This is a genomic window from Streptomyces nitrosporeus (assembly GCF_008704555.1).
GTDB classification, from domain to species: domain Bacteria; phylum Actinomycetota; class Actinomycetes; order Streptomycetales; family Streptomycetaceae; genus Streptomyces; species Streptomyces nitrosporeus.
This window is the reverse complement of the sequence record NZ_CP023702.1, coordinates 7046308-7065542: the sequence shown is the minus strand read 5'-3', so window position 1 is coordinate 7065542 and position 19235 is coordinate 7046308. Positions and strand designations below refer to the sequence as shown.

At 71.9% G+C, this 19235-nt stretch carries 20 protein-coding genes; 8 read left to right on the top strand and 12 right to left on the bottom strand.

The annotated features are described in order from the left end of the window. Window positions 1-75 precede the first annotated feature (75 nt). Window positions 76-1893 (top strand): hypothetical protein, encoded by a 1818-nt coding sequence (locus CP967_RS31460; protein WP_150491216.1) that lies wholly within the window; start codon window positions 76-78, stop codon window positions 1891-1893. Between the two features lie 33 nt (window positions 1894-1926). Here CP967_RS31460 and CP967_RS31455 read toward each other — a convergent pair whose 3' ends face one another. The 5 genes from CP967_RS31455 to CP967_RS31435 form a co-directional block, all read right to left on the bottom strand. Next, the gene (locus CP967_RS31455) at window positions 1927-3216 is read right to left on the bottom strand and encodes a DUF6986 family protein (protein WP_150492138.1); all 1290 of its coding nucleotides are present in this window, start codon (window positions 3214-3216) and stop codon (window positions 1927-1929) included. Window positions 3217-3382: 166 nt separating this feature from the next. Then, window positions 3383-4345 (bottom strand): electron transfer flavoprotein subunit alpha/FixB family protein, encoded by a 963-nt coding sequence (locus CP967_RS31450; protein ID WP_150491215.1) that lies wholly within the window; start codon window positions 4343-4345, stop codon window positions 3383-3385. 60 nt (window positions 4346-4405) lie between these two features. Then, a complete protein-coding gene (locus CP967_RS31445; protein ID WP_150491214.1) occupies window positions 4406-5191 on the bottom strand; it encodes an electron transfer flavoprotein subunit beta/FixA family protein in 786 nt (261 codons plus the stop codon). A gap of 201 nt (window positions 5192-5392) precedes the next feature. Next, a complete protein-coding gene (locus tag CP967_RS31440; RefSeq protein WP_150491213.1) occupies window positions 5393-5899 on the bottom strand; it encodes a flavin reductase family protein in 507 nt (168 codons plus the stop codon). A gap of 195 nt (window positions 5900-6094) precedes the next feature. After that, window positions 6095-6403 (bottom strand): thioredoxin family protein, encoded by a 309-nt coding sequence (locus CP967_RS31435; RefSeq protein ID WP_150491212.1) that lies wholly within the window; start codon window positions 6401-6403, stop codon window positions 6095-6097. A 238-nt stretch (window positions 6404-6641) separates the two neighbouring features. On the opposite strand from CP967_RS31435, the gene CP967_RS31430 reads away from it, so the two are divergent. After that, complete coding sequence (locus tag CP967_RS31430) at window positions 6642-7364, top strand: lysophospholipid acyltransferase family protein (RefSeq protein ID WP_150491211.1); 723 nt, start codon at window positions 6642-6644, stop codon at window positions 7362-7364. Between the two features lie 75 nt (window positions 7365-7439). On the opposite strand, the gene CP967_RS31425 is transcribed toward CP967_RS31430, so the two are convergent. Genes CP967_RS31425 through CP967_RS31415 form a run of 3 tightly spaced genes read right to left on the bottom strand, consistent with a single transcriptional unit; the run spans window position 7440 to window position 10683 of the window. Then, window positions 7440-8501 carry a threonine aldolase family protein gene (locus tag CP967_RS31425; RefSeq protein WP_190175046.1) on the bottom strand — a complete coding sequence of 354 codons (1062 nt, stop codon included), beginning with the start codon at window positions 8499-8501 and terminating at the stop codon, window positions 7440-7442. After that, on the bottom strand, window positions 8498-9262 hold the full coding sequence (locus tag CP967_RS31420; RefSeq protein ID WP_150491209.1) for an SDR family oxidoreductase: 765 nt from the start codon (window positions 9260-9262) through the stop codon (window positions 8498-8500). The genes CP967_RS31425 and CP967_RS31420 overlap by 4 nt, the downstream gene beginning before the upstream one ends. Window positions 9263-9288: 26 nt before the next feature. Next, entirely contained in the window at window positions 9289-10683 is a 1395-nt protein-coding gene (locus CP967_RS31415; RefSeq protein WP_150491208.1) for a DUF6421 family protein, read from the bottom strand. A 288-nt stretch (window positions 10684-10971) separates the two neighbouring features. Here CP967_RS31415 and CP967_RS31410 point away from each other — a divergent pair, with 288 nt between their 5' ends. Next, complete coding sequence (locus CP967_RS31410) at window positions 10972-11622, top strand: glycerophosphodiester phosphodiesterase (protein ID WP_150492137.1); 651 nt, start codon at window positions 10972-10974, stop codon at window positions 11620-11622. 166 nt (window positions 11623-11788) lie between these two features. Here CP967_RS31410 and CP967_RS31400 read toward each other — a convergent pair whose 3' ends face one another. Then, window positions 11789-12337 carry a GNAT family N-acetyltransferase gene (locus tag CP967_RS31400; protein ID WP_150491207.1) on the bottom strand — a complete coding sequence of 183 codons (549 nt, stop codon included), beginning with the start codon at window positions 12335-12337 and terminating at the stop codon, window positions 11789-11791. A 180-nt stretch (window positions 12338-12517) separates the two neighbouring features. Here CP967_RS31400 and CP967_RS31395 point away from each other — a divergent pair, with 180 nt between their 5' ends. The 4 genes from CP967_RS31395 (at window position 12518) to CP967_RS31380 (ending at window position 15315) form a co-directional block, all read left to right on the top strand. After that, entirely contained in the window at window positions 12518-13117 is a 600-nt protein-coding gene (locus CP967_RS31395) for a DUF5134 domain-containing protein (protein ID WP_150491206.1), read from the top strand. Between the two features lie 85 nt (window positions 13118-13202). Continuing rightward, complete coding sequence (locus CP967_RS31390; protein ID WP_150491205.1) at window positions 13203-14138, top strand: M56 family metallopeptidase; 936 nt, start codon at window positions 13203-13205, stop codon at window positions 14136-14138. 118 nt (window positions 14139-14256) lie between these two features. After that, the gene (locus tag CP967_RS31385) at window positions 14257-15012 is read left to right on the top strand and encodes a phosphatase PAP2 family protein (protein WP_150491204.1); all 756 of its coding nucleotides are present in this window, start codon (window positions 14257-14259) and stop codon (window positions 15010-15012) included. Window positions 15013-15090: 78 nt separating this feature from the next. Then, window positions 15091-15315, top strand: coding sequence for a hypothetical protein (locus tag CP967_RS31380; RefSeq protein ID WP_150491203.1), 225 nt, complete (start codon window positions 15091-15093; stop codon window positions 15313-15315). Window positions 15316-15564: 249 nt separating this feature from the next. On the opposite strand, the gene CP967_RS31375 is transcribed toward CP967_RS31380, so the two are convergent. Beyond that, window positions 15565-17061 (bottom strand): LVIVD repeat-containing protein, encoded by a 1497-nt coding sequence (locus CP967_RS31375; protein ID WP_150491202.1) that lies wholly within the window; start codon window positions 17059-17061, stop codon window positions 15565-15567. 176 nt (window positions 17062-17237) lie between these two features. Here CP967_RS31375 and CP967_RS31370 point away from each other — a divergent pair, with 176 nt between their 5' ends. Beyond that, complete coding sequence (locus CP967_RS31370) at window positions 17238-17927, top strand: DUF305 domain-containing protein (protein WP_373300344.1); 690 nt, start codon at window positions 17238-17240, stop codon at window positions 17925-17927. Between the two features lie 21 nt (window positions 17928-17948). Here CP967_RS31370 and CP967_RS31365 read toward each other — a convergent pair whose 3' ends face one another. After that, complete coding sequence (locus CP967_RS31365; RefSeq protein WP_150491201.1) at window positions 17949-18293, bottom strand: ArsR/SmtB family transcription factor; 345 nt, start codon at window positions 18291-18293, stop codon at window positions 17949-17951. An 87-nt stretch (window positions 18294-18380) separates the two neighbouring features. Continuing rightward, a complete protein-coding gene (locus CP967_RS31360; protein WP_150491200.1) occupies window positions 18381-19112 on the bottom strand; it encodes a class I SAM-dependent methyltransferase in 732 nt (243 codons plus the stop codon). Window positions 19113-19235 lie beyond the last annotated feature (123 nt).

Genomic DNA, 19235 nt, shown 5'->3' with positions numbered 1-19235 from the left:
TGAGCCGGTGATTCATTACGCTATCGGACGCACTGCGCCCGAACGCCGAATCATCCGGGGAAGGCCAGGAACCAGATGGACAATCGATCGCTCGAAGCGCTCGGCCTCCACGTGGCACCACGCGACCAGCCGCTCGTCTATCCGGGGGCCTGGCCTGTGGAATCCGGGCTGCTGTACCGCGGCCGGCTGTTGCGGCTGCGCCCCGGCCGGGCTCGCAGACTGGCTCAGTGGCTGGTGGACAGCCCCGCCGAAGGGTTCGGAGGCGGCACGGAGCCGGGCGAAGCCGTACCGCTGGACTACGCCCTGATGCGGGCCAACGAACCGTTGGCCGGTGAGCGCTTCCCCGTGCTGTCCGTAGGCTCGAACGCCTGCCCGGCGCAGCTGAAACACAAGATGGACGGCCACGGCCTCTCTTCGACCATCCCCATGGTGAAGGTCCGCACCGTGGGGATCGACATCGGGGTCTCCGCCTACGTGAGCCCGCTCGGCTACGTGTCCTCGTCCCCCTTCCACGCCCCTCATGTCACCCGGGACCTGTTCGTCACCTGGTTCGACGCGACTCAGCTCGAGGTCGTCGACGCCAGCGAGGGCGTCTTCACCGAGGGAGGGGAGTACGACCGGGTCCTGCTCCCGGGGACGGACTTCCGGTTCGAGCTGCCGTCCGGCGAACTGCTGGGCGGGGTCTACGCGTACGTCCACCGGTACGGCGTGCTCCACGACGGCACCGGCACACCGCGCCCCCACAACGGCGAGAGGCGGCTGCTCACGGAACTGCTGGCCGAATCGCGGCGCCTGCGCGAGTGGTTCGGCGACACCCCCGAACAGTTCAGTTCACAGGCTCGCGGCAACGAGCAGCTCTGCGAGAAAGGCACCCGGCTCTTCCGGGACGAGGGCCGGACCACCCCGTCCGGGCTGGAGGGCCATGTCCCCGAAAGGCCCGCCGCCGTCGTGTACGACGACATCCAGCCGGCCAACCCCCTCCCCGCGGGATCACACCGGGTGGCCCGTACCCCGGACACCTACGACCAGCGCGGCTCGGGGGTCGTACGGCTGTCGGCCGGGCTGGCGGCGGACCTGCGGCACCCCGAGCACGTGGTCCTGCAGAACGCCCAGGTGCCTCCGGCCCGGCGCGAGCGGCTGGGCGCGCTCGCCAACGTGGTCGTCGCACCCGAGCTCGACCCCGACGACCGGCGCACGGTCCAGGTGGACCGGTCGCTGCGGATATGCATCGGGGTGGAGCCGGGCGAGGACATCGCCGTCAGGCCGGCGGCGCTCCCCCGCACCCGGCGCCGCTGGCGGAACGCCCTGTTCGGACCGCTCAACTACGTGACCTGCCGCGTCCAGGACGGCGACCGGGCCAGCGCCGAGCACGAGGTCTGCCTCCTGGACGCCCTGACGCTGGAGCTTCTCGGCGTCAGCAGTGGTGACGACGTCGTGGTGGAGGGGTTCCCCGGCAGCGACGGCATCGTGCCGACGCTGCAGCTCAAGGCCATCCAGACCAGTGAGGAGGTGATCGAACGCCGCAAGGATCTGCACGGCGGCGACCTGACCAGCCGGTACCCCAGCTCCCTCGACGCCCTCGGCACGTACCCCGATCTGCCGTGGGTGTTCCTGGACCGCCGCCTGTGGGCAGGTCTCGGCGTCCAGGGCCAGTGGCTCGCCACGGTCCGCATCCGCTGCAGCCGCACCTACCAGCTGAAGAAGGAACTCCGCGAGATGATGTTCCTGCTCGGGCTGGCCTTCATCGGTGTGGTCACCGTGCTGGAGAGCAACACCTGGCGCGTCATCAGCCTGGCCGTTCTGGTGCTGCTGGCCGGGTCCCTCGTCAGCATACGGCTGCGCAGCAGACTCACCCAGCGGGCGAGGCGGATCGGGGGCGCGGCCCGCCGGTGAGGGACCGGACGCCCGCGCCCCGCCCGCGGCGGCTCAGGCCGCCGGGCCGCCGCGCCGCGGTGAGGCGAAGGCGTCCAGGTCCGCGCGGCCGAGGCCGGTGAGCCGGGTGACCTCCTCGTTGTCCAGCGCCCCGCAGTCGATGCCGCGCAGCAGGTAGCCGCTCAGCGCCTTCGCGGTGGCGGGCTCGTCCATGACGTCGCCGCCCGCCCTGGCCACGTAGGCGGCGAGCCGGGACGCGGCCTGGCCGAGGCCCTCGCGGTAGAAGGCGTAGACGGCCGCGTACCGGGTGGGCAGATGCCCCGGGTGCATGTCCCAGCCCTGGTAGTAGGCGCGGGCCAGGGCGCGCCGGGTGAGGCCGTGGTGCAGCCTCCAGGCGTCGTGGACCTGCTCGGTGGGGCCGACGGGCAGCACGTTGGTGGAGCCGTCGCAGACCCGTACGCCGGTGCCCGCCGCGGCGACCTGCATGACCGCCTTGGCGTGGTCGGCGGCCGGGTGGTCGCCGGCCTGGTGGGCGGGGCTGACGCCGACGCAGGCACTGTAGTCGAAGGTGCCGTAATGCAGGCCGGTCGCCCGGCCGCGCGCCGCGTCGATCATGCGTGCCACGGCGGCGGTGCCGTCGGCGGCCAGGATCGACTGGCTGGTCTCGATCTGGATCTCGAAGGTGAGCTGTCCGGCCGGGAGTCCGTGGGTCTGCTCGAATGCCTCCAGCAGGCGCGTGAAGGCGGTGACCTGCTCGGGGTAGGTCACCTTGGGGAGCGTCAGCACGAGCCCGTCGGGCAGGCCGCCGGCCCGCATCAGGCCGGTCAGGAAGATGTCCGCGGTGCGGATGCCCCGGTCGCGTACGGCGGCTTCCATGCACTTCATACGGATGCCCGTGTAGGGGGCGGCGGTGCCGTCGGCGTACGCCTCGGCCACCAGCCGGGCGGCCCGGGCGGCGGCCTCGTCCTCCTCGGCGTCGGGGCGGGGCCCGTAACCGTCCTCGAAGTCGATCCGCAGGTCCTCCACGGGCTCGCGCTCCAGCTTGGCGCGTACGCGGTCGTGGACGGGTCCGGCGAGCTCCTGCGGGATGGACAGGACCCGGGCGAACGTGGCCGCGTCGGGGGCGTGTTCGTCCATGGCCGCGAGCGCCCGGTCGCCCCAGGAGCGGACGGTGTCCGCGGCGAAGGCGTCGGCGGGGACGTAGACGGTGTGCACCGGCTGGCGTGTGCCGGGGTCGCCCGGATAGCGGCGGGCGAGTTCGGCGTCCACCCCCGCGAGCGAGGCGCCGATCTCCTGGCCGACCGCGCCGGTGAGGCTCGTCGCCACCTGCTCCTGCTGACCCATGACCATGCCCTCCACTTCAGTTTTCCACTGAACGGAATCGATCATCCGCATGGTGAAGCTATAAGCCCCGCTCCCGGGCGTCAATGGCAACCGGAACGGCCCGGGGCCGCGTGGTGTCGCCACCACGCGGCCCCGGGCCGTCGGAAGAGGTACGGCTCGCGCCGGATCAGCCCTTGCGGGCCTTGATCTCCTCGGTGAGCTGCGGGACGACGGCGAAGAGGTCGCCGACGACGCCGTAGTCGACCAGGTCGAAGATCGGGGCCTCGGAGTCCTTGTTGATCGCGACGATGGTCTTCGAGGTCTGCATGCCGGCCCGGTGCTGGATCGCGCCGGAGATGCCGGAGGCGACGTACAGCTGCGGGGAGACGGACTTGCCGGTCTGGCCGACCTGGTTGGTGTGCGGGTACCAGCCGGCGTCGACGGCGGCGCGGGAGGCGCCGACGGCCGCGCCGAGCGAGTCGGCGAGCGCCTCGATGATCCCGAAGTTCTCCGCGCCGTTGACGCCACGGCCGCCGGAGACGACGATCGCGGCCTCGGTCAGCTCCGGACGGCCGGTCGACTCACGCGGCGTGCGGGAGAGGACCTTGGTGCCGGTGGCCTTCTCGGAGAAGGACACCGAGAGGGCCTCGACCGCGCCGGCGGCCGGGGCGGCCTCCACGGCGGCCGAGTTCGGCTTGACCGTGATGACCGGGGTGCCCTTGGAGACACGGGACTTGGTGGTGAAGGAGGCGGCGAACGCGGACTGCGTCGCGACCGGGCCCTCGTCGCCGGCCTCCAGGTCGACGGCGTCGGTGATGATGCCGGAGCCGATGCGCAGCGCGAGGCGGGCCGCGATCTCCTTGCTCTCCGCGGAGGAGGGCAGCAGCATGGCGGCCGGGGACACCGCGTCGTAGGCGGCCTGGAGGGCGTCCACCTTCGGGACGACCAGGTAGTCGGCGAACTCCGGTGCGTCGGCGGTCAGGACCTTGACCGCGCCGTGCTCGGCGAGCGCCGCGGCGGTGTCCGCGGCGCCGTTGCCCAGCGCGACGGCGACGGGCTCGCCGATGCGGCGGGCCAGGGTCAGCAGCTCCAGCGTGGGCTTGCGGACGGCACCGTCCACGTGGTCGACATAGACGAGTACTTCAGCCATGGGACTTCAATCTCCTGCGTGCGAAGTGTGCGGGGGCGGGACGCGGGTGGCGCCTCGGGCTCAGATGAACTTCTGGCCCGCGAGGAACTCGGCCAGCTGCTTGCCGCCCTCGCCCTCGTCCTTGACGATCGTGCCCGCCGTACGGGCCGGACGCTCGGCCGCGGAGTCGACGGCGGTCCAGGAACCCTCCAGGCCGACCTCGTCCGCCTCGATCTCCAGGTCCTCCAGGTCCAGCGACTCGACCGGCTTCTTCTTCGCCGCCATGATGCCCTTGAAGGACGGGTAGCGGGCCTCGCCCGACTGGTCCGTCACGGAGACCACGGCCGGCAGGGACGCCTCAAGCTGCTCGCTCGCGCTGTCGCCGTCGCGGCGGCCCTTGACGGTGCCGTCCTCGACGGAGACCTCGGAGAGCAGGGTGACCTGCGGGACGCCCAGGCGCTCCGACAGCAGGGCCGGGAGGACGCCCATGGTGCCGTCCGTCGACGCCATGCCGCAGATGACCAGGTCGTAGCCGGTCTTCTCGATGGCCTTGGCCAGCACCAGCGAGGTGCCGATGACGTCGGTGCCGTGCAGGTCGTCGTCCTCGACGTGGACGGCCTTGTCGGCGCCCATCGAAAGCGCCTTGCGCAGCGCGTCCTTGGCGTCCTCGGGGCCCACCGTCAGGACGGTGATCTCCGCGTCGTCCGCCTCGTCGGCGATCTGCAGCGCCTGCTCGACGGCGTACTCGTCGAGCTCCGACAGCAGACCGTCGACGTCGTCACGGTCCAGGGTCAGGTCATCGGCGAAGTGCCGGTCGCCGGTGGCGTCGGGCACGTACTTCACACAGACAACGATCCTCAAGCTCACGCCGGCTCTCCTACTGCATCGTCTTTTCTGGGCTGCCTTGTTGCACGCAGCATAGGCGCCTTTTCGGGCGGTTTCCGGTCAGGGCGACCGATGTGCCAAGCGAAATATTACTCGCCAGTACAGCCAGTGTTTTACCCATGAGCAAGCGCTTGGAACTGTGACCTTGCCAACGCGGCCGGCCTCCGTTCCGCCTGCTCGTGCTCAGTCTCGCAGAGCGGTGAACCGGCCCTGGTGGTAGACCAGCGGCCGTCCGCCGTCCGGCGGGTCCCCGTGGACCACCTCGGCGATCACGACGCGATGGTCCCCGGCCGGGATCCTGGCCACCACACGGCAGACCAGCCGTGCCAGTACGCCCTCCAGCAGCGGCACGCCGTGCGGCCCGGTGTGCCAGTCGGTGGCCGGGCCGAACCGGTCGGCACCGCGCCGCGCGAAGACCGCGGCGAGGTCCCGCTGGTCCTCGCCGAGCAGGTGGACACCGACGTGCCCGGCCTCCGCGATCACCGGCCAGCTGGAGGACGAGGTGCCCACCCCGAAGGAGACGAGCGGCGGTTCGGCGGCGACAGAGCTGAGCGAGGTCGCGGTGAAGCCGGCCGGGCGGTCACCGGCGGCGGTGATCACCGCGACGCCGGCGGCGTGCTGCCTGAAGACGGAGCGCAGCAGCTCCGGTGTGTCCGTGCGGGGCGTGTCGAGGCCGGGCAGGGCCGTCATGGGGACTCCTTCTGTGGAACGGGCGCGGGCGAGGGACGTGTCACGTACCCGGACAACGCGCGCCGGCGTGCCGTACGAGGTCCACGTGGACGCGGCCGAAGAGAAGAAGTGCTGGCGGCATGTGGTTCAGCCTGATGACGCCTGGTGTGCCCAGTCAAGTCCTGTCCCACCCAGTGCGACCAGCGTCACGGTCCGTCATATCGCCTGCCCCAGGGCAGCGACCACATCGGCGGTACGCGGCACGCCCGCCGCCCTGCGGACGATCCGGCCCGCCGCGTCGAGCACCAGGACGGTGGGCGTGCGGCTGATCCGGAGCCGCCGCACGAGCGTGAGGTGCGCCTCCGCGTCGATCTCGACGTGGACCACCCCGTCGACCATCGCCGCCACCTGGGCGAGGACCCGGCGGGTGGCCCGGCAGGGCTGGCAGAAAGCGGTGGAGAACTGCACGAGGGTCGCGCGCTCCCCTGGTTCCACGCCGAGTTGGGCGCTGTCCAGTGTGTCCACGGCTCTTCGGTCCTCCGTCCGCCGTCCCTTCCGGGAACTCTCCACACGGCGTCAGCGTCCGGGGCCCCCGCGGCATTCCCCCGGGGCCCACGTGACGAGAATCTCCCGCTCCGGGCCCTGTGGGGCTGGCCACGGCGTCGCACATGGGGCACGATCGCCCCAATGCCGAAAACCTACGGCTGCGTAACTTCCGCCGGGAGAACCCTCCCCAGGCAATGAACGAAGGGTCCTCATCCAGATGGCAGAACTCGTCTATCGGCCGGTCATCGGCGCCGCCCGCACGATGTTCAAGGCGCTCGACCTGAAGATCGACACCCAGGGCTCGGAGCACATTCCGAAGACCGGTGGGGCGGTTCTGGTCAGCAACCACATCAGCTATCTGGACTTCATCTTCACCGGGCTCGGCGCCCTGCCGCAGAAGCGGCTCGTCCGCTTCATGGCGAAGGACTCGGTCTTCCGCCACAAGGTCTCCGGGCCTCTGATGCGCGGTATGAAGCACATCCCCGTCGACCGCAGCAAGGGCGAGGACGCGTACGCGCACGCGCTCGCGTCACTGCGCTCGGGCGAGATCGTGGGCGTCTTCCCGGAGGCGACCATCTCCCAGTCCTTCACGCTGAAGAGCTTCAAGTCGGGCGCCGCGCGGCTGGCCCAGGAGGCCGGCGTCCCGCTGGTCCCGATGGCGCTGTGGGGCACCCAGCGGCTGTGGACCAAGGGCCGGCCGCGCAATTTCCGGCGCAGCCACATCCCGGTCACGATCCGCGTGGGCGAGGCCGTGGAGGCCCCCGCCGACCAGTACGCGGGCGCGATCACCCGTCGTCTGCGCGAACGTGTGCAGGAGCTCCTCGAGGCGGCGCAGCGCGCCTATCCCGTGCGCCCCAGGGACGCGGGAGACACCTGGTGGGTGCCCGCCCACCTCGGCGGTACGGCTCCGACGCCCGCCGAGGTCCGCGAGCAGGGCTGACCGGCCCCGGAACGCGCCGGACACGGGAGTGCGGCCGGCCGGAGTTCTCCGGCCGGCCGCACGGCCCCCGCGGTGTCAGGCCGCCATCTCCTCCGCGATCGCCAGCACGAACGCGTCGACGTCCTCCTCGCGGGTGTCGTACGCGCACATCCAGCGCACGTCTCCCGCCACCTCGTCCCAGAAGTAGAAGCGGAAGCGCTTCTGCAGGCGTTCGGACACCGCGTGCGGCAGCCGGGCGAAGACGGCGTTGGCCTGGACGGGGTGGAGGATCTCCACCCCGTCCACCGCGCGGACCCCCTCCGCGAGGCGCTGGGCCATCGCGTTGGAGTGGCGGGCGTTGCGCAGCCAGAGGTCCCCGGCGAGCAGCGCCTCCAGCTGGACCGAGACGAACCGCATCTTCGAGGCGAGCTGCATCGACAGCTTGCGCAGGTGCTTCATCGCGCGGACGGAGTCCGGGTTCAGGACGACGACGGCCTCACCGAAGAGCGCGCCGTTCTTGGTGCCGCCGAAGGACAGGACGTCGACACCGGCCGTGTTGGTGAACGTACGCATCGGCACGTCCAGCGATGCCGCGGCGTTGGCTATCCGCGCACCGTCCAGGTGGACCTTCATGCCCCGCTCGTGGGCGTGCTCGCAGATCGCACGGATCTCCGCGGGGGTGTAGACCGTGCCCAGTTCGGTGTTCTGGGTGATCGACACGGCCTGCGGCATCGCACGGTGCTCGTCGTCCCAGCCGTACGCCTGACGGTCGATCAGCTCCGGGGTGAGCTTTCCGTCCGGGGTCGGCACGGTGAGCAGTTTGAGTCCGCCCACACGCTCGGGCGCTCCTCCCTCGTCCACGTTGATGTGCGCGGACTCGGCGCAGATGACGGCGCCCCAGCGGTCGGTCAGCGCCTGGAGCGCGACGACGTTGGCCCCGGTCCCGTTGAAGACGGGGAACGCCTCCGCGGTGGGGCCGAAGTGGCTGTGCATGACCCGTTGGAGATGGCCGGTGTAGTCGTCCTCGCCGTAGGCGACCTGATGGCCGCCGTTGGCGAGGGAGAGCGCCGCGAGCACCTCCGGGTGGACGCCCGCGTAGTTGTCACTGGCGAATCCGCGGATCTGCGGGTCGTGGTGGCGTCGCGCGTCGGTCTTCAGGGTTGCGGGGTCAGCCACAGACGCTTTCCGTTCACTTCTCCGGCGGGCCGGTCCCAGACGCCGGCGATGGCCTCGGCCAGTTCCCCGACATCGGTGAAGCCCGCGAACTTCGCATTCGGGCGCTCGGCGCGCATCGCGTCGTGCACCAGTGCCTTGACGACCAGGATCGCAGAGGCGGCTGCCGGGCCGTCCTCGCCCCCCGCCTTACGGAAGGCGTCGGCGAGCGCGAGGGCCCATGCCTCGGCGGCCGCCTTGGCCGCCGAGTAGGCCGCGTTCCCCGCGGTGGGGGCGCTCGCGCCGGCGGCGCTGATCAGGACGTAGCGGCCCCGGTCGCTGCGGCGGAGCGCGTCCTGGAAGGCCAGCGAGGTGGACTGCACGGTGCGGATCAGCAGCTTCTCCAGGAAGTCCCAGTCGCCCAGGCTGGTCCGGTCCAGGGCCTTGCCTCCGCGCCACCCGCCGACCAGGTGGACCAGTCCGTCGACGCGGCCGAACTCCTTCTCCGTCCGGTCCGCCCAGTCACGGGCCGCGTCCGCGTCGAACAGGTCGACGGTCTCCCCCGTGACGGTCGCGCCGCCGTGGGCGTACCGCGCGGCGTCGACGGCCTCGGCGAGCCGCTCCGGGTGCGCGTCGCAGGCGACCACCGTCGCACCGCTCTCGGCCAGCCGCAGCAGGGTGGCGCGGCCCGCGGGGCCCGCGGCCCCGGCCACCGCGACCACCGCGCCTTCGAGGACCCCGCCCGTGTTGCCGGTCGTTGCGTTCATGACCACCGCCTCCTCGGAACCTCTGCTCACGCCGCCCGTCCGGCCCTCGCCGCGGTGATCCCCTTGGTGGAGGCGATCACGTGCTTCAGCTTCTTGGCCAGCGCCTCATAGAACATGCTCAGGGGAAACTCGTCCGGAAGCACGTCGTCGACGAGCTTACGCGGGGGAAGTGTCAGGTCCAGGGCGTCCGGGCCCTTGGCCCAGCGGGAACCGGGGTGGGGCGCGAGGTAGGTGGACACCAGGTCGTAGGCGGCGAACCAGTGCACCAGCTTGGGGCGGTCGATGCCGTCCCGGTAGAGCTTCTCGATCTCGGCGCAGAGCTGGTTGGTGATCTGCGGGGCGCGCGCCCAGTCGATCTTCAGCGTGTTGTCGGTCCAGCGCACCACGTCGTGCTTGTGGAGGTAGGCGAAGAGCAGCTGGCCGCCGAGGCCGTCGTAGTTGCGGACCCGCTCGCCGGTGACCGGGAAGCGGAACATCCGGTCGAAGAGCACGGCGAACTGGACGTCACGGCCCTGGCCGAAGCCGTCGGCCTCCAGCCGCACGGCCTCCTTGAACGCCGTGAGGTCGCAGCGCAGCTCCTCGAGCCCGTACATCCAGAAGGGCTGGCGCTGTTTGATCATGAAGGGGTCGAAGGGCAGGTCACCGTGGCTGTGGGTGCGGTCGTGGACCATGTCCCAGAGCACGAAGGCCTGTTCGCAGCGCTGCTGGTCACCGACCATCTCCCGGATGTCGTCGGGCAGGTCGAGTCCCAGCAGGCCGACGGCGGCCTCGGTCACCCGGCGGAACCGGGCGGCCTCGCGGTCGCAGAAGATGCCGCCCCAGCTGAACCGCTCGGGAGCTTCGCGTACGGCGATGGTCTCGGGGAAGAGGACGGCGGAGTTGGTGTCGTAGCCGGAGGTGAAGTCCTCGAAGGTGATCCCGCAGAACAGGGGGTTGTCGTACCGCGTGGCCTCGAGTTCGGCGAGCCAGTCCGGCCACACCATCCGCAGCACCACCGCTTCGAGGTTGCGGTCCGGATTGCCGTTCTGCGTGTACATCGCGAAGACGACCAGGTGCTGGAGGCCGTCGGCGCGGTTCTTCGCCGGCTGGAAGGCGAGCAGCGAGTCGAGGAAGTCCGGTATGCCGAAGCCGTCCTCGGACCAGCGGCGCAGGTCCGCCACGAGGGCGCGGTGGTAGGCGGCGTCGTGCGGGAGCAGCGGGGACAGTTCACCGATCGCGGCGGTCACACGCCGGACGGTCTCCTCGGCGGCCCTGGGGTCCGGCGCCCCGTCCGCGGTGAAGTCGATGGAGCCGTCCGGGGACTGCCAGGGACGGAGCTCTTCCACGGCGCTCTTGAGGGCCGTCCAGGCGGGGTGGTCGACCACCCGCCGACCGGAAGCCATCGCGCCGGAAGCGGCGTCCCGCTCAAGAATTTCCGTCATGACACTTCCTTCACAGGAGAACCTCGCGTTGCGTTCACGGTATCCGGGGCTGCTCCCTCGGACAAGCAGAGACCTGGAAATTATTCTGCCATTCCTTACCTTGACCGCATTTTTTCCTGCCACACCTGCGTTGAGCGACTTCTTCCGCCGCTTCCTCGGGGCCTGCGGCTCCCCGTACGTCGATGCTGCTTGGCTGGGCAGGTGCAAGCAGGCGGTCGGCCGGCCACGCGGGGAGCCGCGGGAAGCGGGGTTGTCTTGAGTCTTTTCATCATCGGTCATCGCGGGGTCATGGGCGTGGAGCCGGAGAACACGCTGCGCTCCTTCAGACACGCCGAGCGCGCCGGCGTGGACGCGATCGAACTGGATCTGCATCTGAGCAAGGACGGCGCGCTCGCCGTCATGCACGACCCCTCGGTGGACCGCACGACGGACGGCAGCGGGCTCGTCGCCGACAGGACGCTGGCGGAGCTGCGGGAACTCGACGCGGGCGAAGGTGAGCGGATCCCGGTCTTCGAGGACGTCCTCGACGCGGTCGGTTCGCCGCTGCAGGCGGAGATCAAGGACGTGGCGGCGGCTCGCGTGCTGGCCGGTGTGATGCTGCGGCGCGGCCTGGCCGGCCGGGTCGAGGTGTCCTCGTTCCACGACGAGGCGGTCGCCGAGATCGCCCGGCTGGTGCCGGGGGTGCGGACGGTGCTCATCGGCAGCCGCTGGGGCGGCGACGTCGTGGAACGGGCGAAGGCCGCGGGCGCGGGCGCCCTGGCCCTGAACATCCGCCGGCTGACCCTGGAGGTGGCCGAGCAGGCGCACGCGGAGGGCCTGAAGGTGATCGGCTGGGTGGTGAACACCCCTGATCATCTGCGTCTGGTGCGGGCACTGGGGCTGGACGGCGCGACGACGGACCACCCGGAGATCATCCGCGCCGCCCGGCTCACGGCCTGAGCACGGGGGCGGTCGGGGCGGCCGGGGCGGACGGAGCGGACGGGCACCGGGGCGGACGGGCACCGGGGCGCGGGCCGGGCGCGGGCCGGGACACAGGCCGTGGCTGGGTTCCGGCCACGGCCGTGGGGTGCCCGGCCGCCGGGGGCGCCCGGGGGGCCGGCCCCGGTCACAGCTCCTTGATCAGCAGCTCGAAGGCGAGATCGTCACGCTGCGGTACTCCGAAACGCTCGTCCCCGTAGGGGAAGGGGCTCATCTTCCCGGTCCGGCGGTAGCCGCGGCGTTCGTACCAGGCGATCAGCTCCTCGCGGGCCGAGATCACCGTCATGTGCATCTCACTCACGCCCCAGCCCTGCCGGACCGCGCGCTCCGCCTCGGCGATCACGGCCTTGCCGAGACCACCGCCCTGCATCCGCGGCCGGACCGCGAACATGCCGAAGTAGGCCGCGTCGCCGCGGTGTTCGAGCTGGCAGCAGGCCACCGTCTCACCGTCGCGTTCGGCCACCATCATCCGGCTCTCCGGCGCCGTGACCACCGCGCGCACACCGTCGGCGTCCGTGCGCTGCCCTTCCAGCAGGTGCGCCTCGGTCGTCCAGCCGGCCCGGCTGGACTCCCCGCGGTAGGCCGACTCGACGAGCCGCACCAGTGCGGGCACATCGTCCTCGGTCGCGTCGCGGAAGGTGAGCTGGGCCTGGTCGAGGGAGGGTGCGGTATCCATGCGGGCTCTCTTCGGGTGTGTGCTGCCTACGGTGCCGTCCGAGGTTAACCCCGGCGCCGCCCGCTCATTGCGGGATCACGGCGCGCTCCCCCAGTACCCCAACGCGCCCCGTTAGAGCGGCGCGGCGCCGGGCATCGACCAAGTGAAACCGGCGTCGACCGCCGTAGGGGGAGGATCGCTGTGCACGGACCGGCGCTGTCCGGCTGGCTGTCGATGGTGCTGTGCTCGGTCACGGGCGCGTACTGCCTGCTGCGTACCCGCAGCGGCACGGAAGGAGAACGCGGGGCCGCCCGCGCGGAGGCCCTCATGGGCTTCGGGATGGCCGCCATGGCGCTGCCCGCCGCCGTCCTCACTCCGCCGGCCTGGTCGTGGGCGGTGTACGCGGTGGTGTTCGGCGCCGCGTCGCTGCGCGCGCTCACGGGTGCCCGCGGCGGCGCCCACCATGTGCACCATCTCGTCGGATCGCTGGCCATGGTCTACATGGCCCTGGCGATGGCCCCGGGCCTGTCGGGGGGTGCGCACACGGCCCACGGGGCCCACGGCGCGGGCGCCTCCGCCGGAGGCGTGCCGCTGCTGACCGGTGCCCTGCTGGTGTACTACGCGCTGTACGTCCTGTACGCGGCGGGACGTCTTATACCGGTGGCCGCCGCCTCCCCGGGCCTCCCGGCCGGGCCGTCCGGCGGCGGACCGGGGCTCTCCTGGGGGACCCGGCCCGAGCTGGCCCTGGCCTGCCGGCTGACGATGGGCATGGCCATGTTCGCGATGCTGCTCACCATGTGAGACGGCGGATCCGGCAAACCGTGTCCTGCGTCACTTGCCGTGCGCGCCCGTATCGGAGGGCGGCGCGGGCTCATAGGCTGGTGTCATGTTGGTCTCCCTGGTGCTGCTGCTGCTCGGAGCGCTGGCCGCGGTCGTGGCCCCGGGCCTGATGGCCCGGGCCCGCTGGCCGGAGCGCGAGCCGGTGGTGGCGCTGTGGGTGTGGCAGTGCGTGGTGGCGGGGGTGCTGCTGTCGTTCGCGCTGTCGATGACCTTCAGCGCCGCCGCGGCCTGGCAGGCGGTCCGGGGGCATGTGTTCGCCCCGGCCCCGCACGCGGTGGTGGAGGCGTACGCCCTGGGCGCGTACGGCCCGTGGTCGGCGGTCATCGCGGTGCTGCTCGCCCTCGGCGGCCTGTGGACGGGGGTCATGCTCGTACGGGAGGTCCGCCGGGCCCGCGCGCGTCGCAGGCGGCGGCGCGAGGAACTGCTGGTCCGCTCCCCGCTGTTGCCCGGCGAGAAGCCGGGGAGCGGCCGTCTCGTGGTGCTGGAGGGCGAACGGCCCGACGCCTGGTGGCTGCCGGGCTCCGCGCCCCAGCTCGTCATCACGACCGCGGCCCTGAGCAGGCTGAAGGGGCGTCAGCTCGATGCGGTGCTCGCCCACGAGCAGGGCCACGCGCAGGCGCGCCACGACTGGCTGCTGCACTGTTCGGCGGCGCTCGCGACGGGCTTCGGGCAGGTGCCGGTGTTCGCCGCGTTCCGTGACGAGATGCACCGGCTCGTGGAACTGGCCGCGGACGATGTGGCCTCACGCCGCTTCGGCCGCCTCACGATCGCCCTCGCCCTGGTCGAACTCAACGAGGACCGCGGGGTCTTCGGCCCCGGCCCGGCTCCGGACGCGCAGGTCCCGCAGCGGGTGAACCGGTTGCTCTCCCCGGTGGAACGCCTCACCGCCGCCCGCCGGCTGCGGCTGACGGCGGCGGCGGCGATGGTCCCGGTGCTGCCGCTGCTGGTGGCGTTCGTCCCGGCGCTCCGCGCTCTGGGTTAGGGCGTGTTCCGGAAGTAGCGCCGTCCGTCCGGAGGACGGGCCCGGCGGCGTCCGTCACGCCCCGGGGCTCCGGACACCGCTTGGCGGCGGCGGGGGTTGTCGGACAGGATCTCTTCCCATGTGCTCTCCCCCGCTCCCTCCCCCCGCCCGCCGTTCGCCGCCGGGCCCGGCCGCGGCGGTGGCCGTCGTGTGCGCGTCCCTGTTCGTGGTCCTGCTCGGCCTGGTGGCGGCGGACTGGGCGCCGCTGGCGGCCGTGGACCGCGCGGTGGCCGAGGCGCTGCACCGGCACGCGGTGGCCGAGCCCGCCGTGGTGCGGGTCAACCGGGTACTGACGGACTGGATCTGGGACCCCTGGACGATGCGGGCGCTGACCGCCGTGGTGGTGGTCGCCCTCTGGCGGCGGGGCGCCCGCGCGGCGGCGTGCTGGACGGCTGTGACCGCCGCGTGCGCCGCCCTCCTCCAGCAGGCGCTGAAGGCCGTGGTGGGCCGTGAACGGCCTCAGTGGCCCGATCCGGTGGACTCCGCGCAGTACGCCGCGTTCCCCTCGGGCCACGCGATGACGGCGGTGGTCACCTGCGGTCTGCTCCTGTGGCTGCTGCGGCTGTGCGGCGCGTCACCCGCCCTGTGGGCCACCGCCCTGGCCGTGGTGGCCGTGTCGGTGCCGGGTGTGGCCTTCACCCGTGTCTATCTGGGCGTGCACTGGCTCAGCGACGTGGTGGGCGGCGCCCTGGCGGGCACGGCGGTCGTCGCGTGCTGTGCTGCCGGATACGGGGCGCGGTCCGGGCGGAAGGACCCCGCGGCGCCCGGGCAGGAGGGCCTCGCGGCGCCCGCCCGGGAGGATCCCGCGGCGTCCGACCGCCCGCACAGGATGTGAAGATCTCCGGGAGGAGGTGTGAGCGATCTCCCCTCCGGAAGACGGTGAACGGGCGTTCGGCGGCCTTAATCTGGAACCATGTCCCTGTCTCCGAACACGTCCGCCCCCGCACACCAGGTCCCCGCACGCCCGGCTTCCGCACGCTCCGCCTCCGCGCGTCCCGCCTCCGTGGTCAACGAGGAGATCCGCGAGCTGTGGCAGCGTTCGGGCGGTCTGCTGTCCCCGGAGGACGAGACGGAGTACCAGCGGCTTCTGGTGGAGTGGGCCGCCGTGACGGGGACGAGCGTACGGCCGGCCGTCTGACACGGCCCCGGGACGCGGGGCGTCGCTGACTCCGGCGATCCCCCGCATCGCCGGAACCAGGGGCCATATCATGACCCCGCCGCGCCCGCCGGTCAATGCCGCAGGCAGCATTCCTCTCCCGCGTACCGAAGGCTGCCGCAGAACGTCCGGGACGGCCTTCAGCCCGGTGCCCCACCGGTGAGGACCGGCGGGGCACCCTTCCGCAGGGCCCGGAACGCCCGCTGTCGGCGGCCGGACCGGGGAACCGGATCAGCGGCGGAAGTAGTCCGGCTGCGTCTGCACGTTGAGCTCGTCCAGCCGCACCTTCTTCGCCGGGTCCGTCCGCCGGTCGTTCAGCTTGAGGACGTCCAGCCCCTTGGCGATGTCGTTGGAGTAGATGTAGCCGTTGTAGTAGTACGCCGACCAGGGCCCGGCCGTGGTCACCGCGTCCGTGGAGACCGGGCCGCGCTCGAAGTAGGCGATCTCGCGGGGCTTCGAGGAGTCGGTGAAGTCCCACACGGAGACGCCCCCCTGGTACCAGGCCTGGACCATCAGGTCCTTGCCCTTCACCGGGATGAGCGACCCGTTGTGCGCGACGCAGACCTCCGTCTCGGCCTGCGGGCGGTCGATCTTGAAGTAGCTGCGGAAGACCAGCTTGCGGTGGTCGCCCCGGCCGACGATGTCGTAGACGCCGTTGGCTCCACGGTTCGGGCCGGTCTCCTCGTTGCAGGTGGCCGCGCCACCGCCGCCCAGCTCGTCGGTGAAGACGACCTTGTCGGTTCTCTGGTTGAAGGTGGCGGAGTGCCAGAACGCGAAGTTCACGTTGTCCTGCACCCGGTCGATGACCCTCGGGTTCTCCGGGTCCTCGATGGAGAACAGCAGGCCGTCCCCCATGCACGCCCCGGCGGCCAGGTCCTTCGACGGCAGCACGGTGATGTCGTGGCACCCGGTGGTCCTGGAGACCCCGGGGTTGGCCGGTGCTCCGGGGTTTCCGCCGTCCGGGAAGAGCACGGGGAAGTTCACGACCCGTGAGTCCTCGGGGGCGTTGCGCGGCACCTTGATGACGGAGATCCCGTCGTGCGGCGGCCGGCAGTCCGGGAACGCCTCGTTCGGCGCGTACGAGGAGACGTACACGTACACGTTCCCGCGCTCGGGGATGATCGTGTGGGTGTGCGAGCCGCACGCGGTCTCGACGGCGGCGACGTACTTCGGGTTGCGCTTGTCGCTGATGTCGAAGACCTTCATGCCCTCCCAGGAGGACTTCTCCGTGGCGGGCTGGCTCGTGCTCGCGCACGAGTCGTCACTGCGCGAGGAGTCCGTGGACAGGAACAGCAGGTTCCCCGACACGGATATGTCGTTCTGCGAGCCGGGGCAGAGCACCTCGGCGACGGTCCTCGGCTTCTCCGGGTTGCTGATGTCGAAGATGCGGAAGCCGTCGTAGTTGCCCGCGTAGGCGTACCTGCCCTGGAAGGCCAGGTCCGTGTTGAGCCCCTTGAGCGCGTTCTTGGGGACGTTGGTGAGGTGTTCGATGTTGTCGCTGTGGACGATCTCGTCCACACCCGGCACCTCACCGCTTCGGATGGCGGCTTCGGCCCGGGCCTCGATCTGCCGGCTCACCGGGACGCCGCCGTCGGTGGTGGCGGTGTCGCCGGGGTCGGGGGTCGCGGCCGCGGGACCGGCCGTGAACAGTGCGGCGACGAGCCCGGCAGCGGCTGCCGCCACCCCAAGACGTCTGCGCCGCACGCGGGTGGTGTGCAACGAGGTCACTGAGTCCTCCCTTGTCTCCCGTCACAGGTGAACTGTCCCTGGACCCCGGCAGTATGACCCTCAGCATGTACATACCAACAGATGGCAACAAACACGTAATGAAAGATTTTCGCCGCTCCTCCGGGGGAACTGCTAGGACGGTCACACACATCCGCGCGGCACAGGAGGTTCTCGCGTTGACAGCCCGTCTCGTCCCGCTCCGTCAGCTTCCGCCCCGCCATCTCCCGTTCCGGCGGGGCCTCGTCGCCCTCGGGGCGCTCACGGCCGCCGCGCTCCTCCTGTCGTCCTGCGACGGGGACGGCCCGGACCCCGGCGCACGGGCGGACCGGGGGCCGGCGGTCGTCGCGCCCGGCAGGCCCGGCGAGCCCGCGCGGACCCTCTCCCCCGGCGAAGCGGTGAAGGAGGCCGGGAACGACAGCCCCAACTCCGCGGACTTCCGGTACGCCCGCATGATGATCGCGCACCACGAACAGGCGGTGGTCCTCACCTCCCTGGTCCCGGACCGTGCTTCCTCCGCCACCGTCAAGGCCCTCTCGGCACGCATCGCGGCGGGACAGCGGCCGGAGATCGGCGCCATGCAGGGGTGGCTGACGAACAACGGCGGGGACGGGCGCGAGGAGGCGCACGACCACTCCACGATGCCCGGCATGGCGACCGAGGCCCAGCTGGAGCGGTTGCGGGCCGCCGAGGGCGAGGCCTTCGACGCGCTCTTCCTGCGGCTGATGATCACCCATCACCAGGGAGCGGTCACCATGGCGGCCGAGGCCCTGTCGGACGGGAACAACGTGCAGATCGAGGAGATGGCCACCGATGTGATCGCCCAGCAGACGGTCGAGATCGACCGGATGCGTTCCCTGCTGGACTGAGGGGACCGGACGGGGAGGCGGTCAGTCCTCGCCGAGGCGTTCCGCCTGCAGGTCCACCGCGCTCAGCACGCTGTCCAGCAGACCCGGGAAGAGGACGTCCAGGTCCTCGGAGCGCAGGACGCTCATCTTGGCCGTGCCCCGGTAGATCTGGCGGATCACTCCGCTCTCCCGCAGCACCCGGAAGTGGTGCGTGCTGGTGGATTTGGACACCGGGAGGTCGAAGCGGGAGCAGGCCAGTTCGGCGGCGGCCCCGGCGAGCCGCCGGACGATGCGCAGCCGCATGGGGTCGGAGAGCGCGTGGAGCACGCCCTCGACGCGGATCTCCTCACGCGAGGGGTGGGCGAGCGCGCGGGCGGTCGGCGTCACGGGGGCTCCACTTCGTCCGGGGAGCCCTATTGTACGAGAAACGTCGTAGCTTCGGCCATGGCCGGTCCGGCCGCCGCCGCGCCGGGGTCACCCGGTCCGGGTGGCGACCACCAGGCGGGCCCGGGGGCTGCCGTCCGCCCGGCGGCCGAGGTCCTCCAACGGCAGCAGCCGCACCGCGAACCCGGCCCGCGCCAGGTCGTCCATCACCCCGGTGAGCGGAAAAGTGCGGTAGTACATGATGAACTCCGGGCGCCACAGCGCGTTGCGTACGCGCATGGCGCCGTCGAAACCGAGCATCGACCAGTACGCCCGCGAGCCGACCGCGGGCGGTGCGCCGACCGGGAAGGCGAAGCTGCCGCCCGGCCGCAGTGACGCGTGCACCTGGGCGAACAGCCCCGGGCGCTCCCCGGGCAGGAAGTGGCCGAAGGCCCCGAGGCTCAGGGCGAGATCGAACACCGGCGCGAAGGGCAGCGCCCGTGCGTCCGCCCGCACCCAGTCCGCTCCCGGGCCCTCGTCCGCGTCGCGGTACGCCGACCGCGCCACGGCCAGCATGCCGGCGCTGAAGTCGACCCCGGTGACACGCTCCCGGCACAGCCCGCGCAGGACGCCCACGCCCGCCCCGGTACCGCAGCAGACGTCGAGCCCCCGGCCGAACGGCCCGAGCGGCCGGAGGGTGCGGGCGACGGCGTCGAGGACCCGGTCCGGGGTCCGGTAGGGCGTCAGGTCGAACTTCGGGGCGAGCAGGTCGTATCCGCGCATCGTCGAGGACAGTGCCTGGACGGCCAGTTCGCGGAGCGTGGGGCCCTGGGGAGTGGACATCGCCGCCCAGCGTACCGGCGGCCGCCGCCCCGGCCGCACCGGTGTCCGGCGGGTGTCCGGGGCCGCGGCGGCCCCGGCCCGCGTGCCCCCGCTCCTCCGTGCGCCCCGCCTCGCATACGCCCC

Coding starts and splice junctions, on each gene's coding strand:
- CP967_RS31440 (WP_150491213.1), bottom strand. CDS start 5,899: ATGACGGCCCTGCCCGGCCTCGACACGCCCCGCACGGACACACCGGAG.
- CP967_RS31420 (WP_150491209.1), bottom strand. CDS start 9,262: ATGAACGCAACGACCGGCAACACGGGCGGGGTCCTCGAAGGCGCGGTG.
- CP967_RS31450 (WP_150491215.1), bottom strand. CDS start 4,345: ATGGCTGAAGTACTCGTCTATGTCGACCACGTGGACGGTGCCGTCCGC.
- CP967_RS31455 (WP_150492138.1), bottom strand. CDS start 3,216: ATGGGTCAGCAGGAGCAGGTGGCGACGAGCCTCACCGGCGCGGTCGGC.
- CP967_RS31400 (WP_150491207.1), bottom strand. CDS start 12,337: ATGGATACCGCACCCTCCCTCGACCAGGCCCAGCTCACCTTCCGCGAC.
- CP967_RS31415 (WP_150491208.1), bottom strand. CDS start 10,683: ATGACGGAAATTCTTGAGCGGGACGCCGCTTCCGGCGCGATGGCTTCC.
- CP967_RS31360 (WP_150491200.1), bottom strand. CDS start 19,112: ATGTCCACTCCCCAGGGCCCCACGCTCCGCGAACTGGCCGTCCAGGCA.
- CP967_RS31460 (WP_150491216.1), top strand. CDS start 76: ATGGACAATCGATCGCTCGAAGCGCTCGGCCTCCACGTGGCACCACGC.
- CP967_RS31410 (WP_150492137.1), top strand. CDS start 10,972: ATGGGCGTGGAGCCGGAGAACACGCTGCGCTCCTTCAGACACGCCGAG.
- CP967_RS31430 (WP_150491211.1), top strand. CDS start 6,642: ATGGCAGAACTCGTCTATCGGCCGGTCATCGGCGCCGCCCGCACGATG.
- CP967_RS31385 (WP_150491204.1), top strand. CDS start 14,257: ATGTGCTCTCCCCCGCTCCCTCCCCCCGCCCGCCGTTCGCCGCCGGGC.
- CP967_RS31380 (WP_150491203.1), top strand. CDS start 15,091: ATGTCCCTGTCTCCGAACACGTCCGCCCCCGCACACCAGGTCCCCGCA.
- CP967_RS31390 (WP_150491205.1), top strand. CDS start 13,203: ATGTTGGTCTCCCTGGTGCTGCTGCTGCTCGGAGCGCTGGCCGCGGTC.